A 1,972-nucleotide genomic window follows, 5' to 3' on the forward strand; every position below is an offset into this window, starting at 1 on the left:
GGCGTGTCCAGATAAGGACACATTATCTAGTTGGTGAAAGTCCAATCGGGAGAATAGACTCCACTCCCGTAGCCTGAGAGGCGCCATGAAGTGAAAGCGACATGGCGAAGCCCTCTGACATCACATGCAAAAGGCATGTGGGCAAATCTCCAGGTTGTAACGTACAGTGAACGTAGACGTAGCCTCGTTACACGCAATTCCGGTGGCTGAGACGGTCGATAACGTGCGAAAGCAGCAAGAACTGACCGAAACGAGTCTGGAACGGCAGTTCTCACCGGCGGGGTATCAGCGGCGACATGGAGAGAAAGATAATGTGGAAACTGGAGAAGCCCTCGACACCCGATGAAGAAACCTCATCGAGGAGACCGTCTCTATAACCGCGATCGGGAAGTGAGATCGGTAGGTGTCAGGGTGGCGGAACGGATCGTAGTACCAGAAATCTGCGTGCAGCAAAACGCGCGGGGAGGAAAGGGTCCGAACCTGTAAACATTTCGTATGACTAAAGGAGGCAAGGGTGCCATGACAAAAACACCCATCACTTTGCAGGAACTAAGGCAACGAATCTATCGAAAGGCGAAGTCTGAACCTACGCACCGGTTTTGGGGGATATTTACCCACATTACCAAAATAACAACCCTTCATGAAGCATATCAACAGGCGAGGAAAAACGGAGGTGCCCCAGGCATCGATGGAGAAAGTTTTGCTGATATAGAACTAGAAGGAGTTATCCCATTCTTAACAGGCATTCAAGAGGAATTGCAAGCCGGAACATACCGACCACAAGCCAATCGGAAAGTAGAAATCCCAAAGGCAAACGGCAAAATGCGAACCCTGCAAATTCCTTGTATACGGGATCGTGTGGTACAAGGAGCACTAAAGCTCATATTGGAAGCAATCTTCGAAGCTGATTTCTGCCCAAACTCGTATGGATTTCGACCGAAACGTTCTCCACATCAGGCATTGGCAGAAGTACGACGTAGTATATTGCGTCGTATGACCATAATAATTGATGTTGATTTATCTCGCTACTTTGATACAATCCGACACAACATACTATTGGAGAAAATCGCGAAACGTGTCCAAGACCCACAGGTTATGCATCTTGTAAAACAGGTAATTAAGGCAACAGGAAAGATCGGTGTCCCGCAAGGGGGACCGTTTTCTCCCCTAGCCGCGAACATTTACCTCAATGAAGTGGATTGGACATTTGATGCCATTCGACGTAAGACAGCAGAAGGCAATTACGAAGCTGTAAACTATCACCGTTTTGCCGACGATATGGTTATCGCTGTAAGCGGACACTCTAGTAAACGAGGATGGGCTGAACTGGCATTACGACGACTACGGGAACAGTTAAAGCCTTTGGGAGTTGAACTGAACCTGGAGAAGACTCGGATGGTCAATGTCCTAAAAGGAGAATCCTTCGGCTTTCTAGGGTTTGATTTGAGACGAATACCGAACCGAAATAAGAATGGATCCTTCGTTTTCATGACCCCGAAGAAGAAAGCTCGCACGACAGTGAAGGCGCGAATCCGTAAACTCATTCAAAATGCAGGAGCGAAACCAGCACAAGACTTGATAAAACAAATCAATGCCGTATTGGCTGGATGGGTAAACTACTTCCGGGTTGGGAACTCCAGCCGAGCTTTCAGTGAAGTACGTGACTATACGGAGATGAAAATTCGCACGCTATTAACAAGAAGGAAACGACGACGAAAGCGTAGCATCGGATGGCAGAGATGGAGTAACGAATATCTCTATGGTGTACTGGGGCTCTACTGGGATTGGAAAGTCCTTCCCCTGAAAAGTGCAGAGAGTTACCGATGAAAGTGTCTGCCATTTGATAGGTCTCATAACCCTTTTGATGAAGTTTATGGGGTGAGCTGCTTGAGGGAAAACCTCACGAGCAGTTCTTATGGGGAGAGGCTGGAGACGGGCCACAATTGATACCGCGCCAGTCTTTTACCCGACA

The 1,972-nt window shown here is 47.9% G+C and carries 1 protein-coding gene; it reads left to right on the forward strand.

Annotated elements, in window-relative coordinates:
- Positions 1–519 precede the first annotated feature (519 nt).
- Positions 520–1,827: a group II intron reverse transcriptase/maturase gene (gene ltrA / locus CN288_RS21075; RefSeq protein WP_098303051.1), complete on the forward strand. Its 1,308-nt coding sequence runs from the start codon at positions 520–522 to the stop codon at positions 1,825–1,827.
- The last annotated feature ends 145 nt before the right edge of the window (positions 1,828–1,972 follow it).

This window comes from Bacillus sp. AFS023182 (assembly GCF_002560575.1).
GTDB classification, from domain to species: Bacteria; Bacillota; Bacilli; order Bacillales; family Bacillaceae_G; genus Bacillus_A; species Bacillus_A arachidis.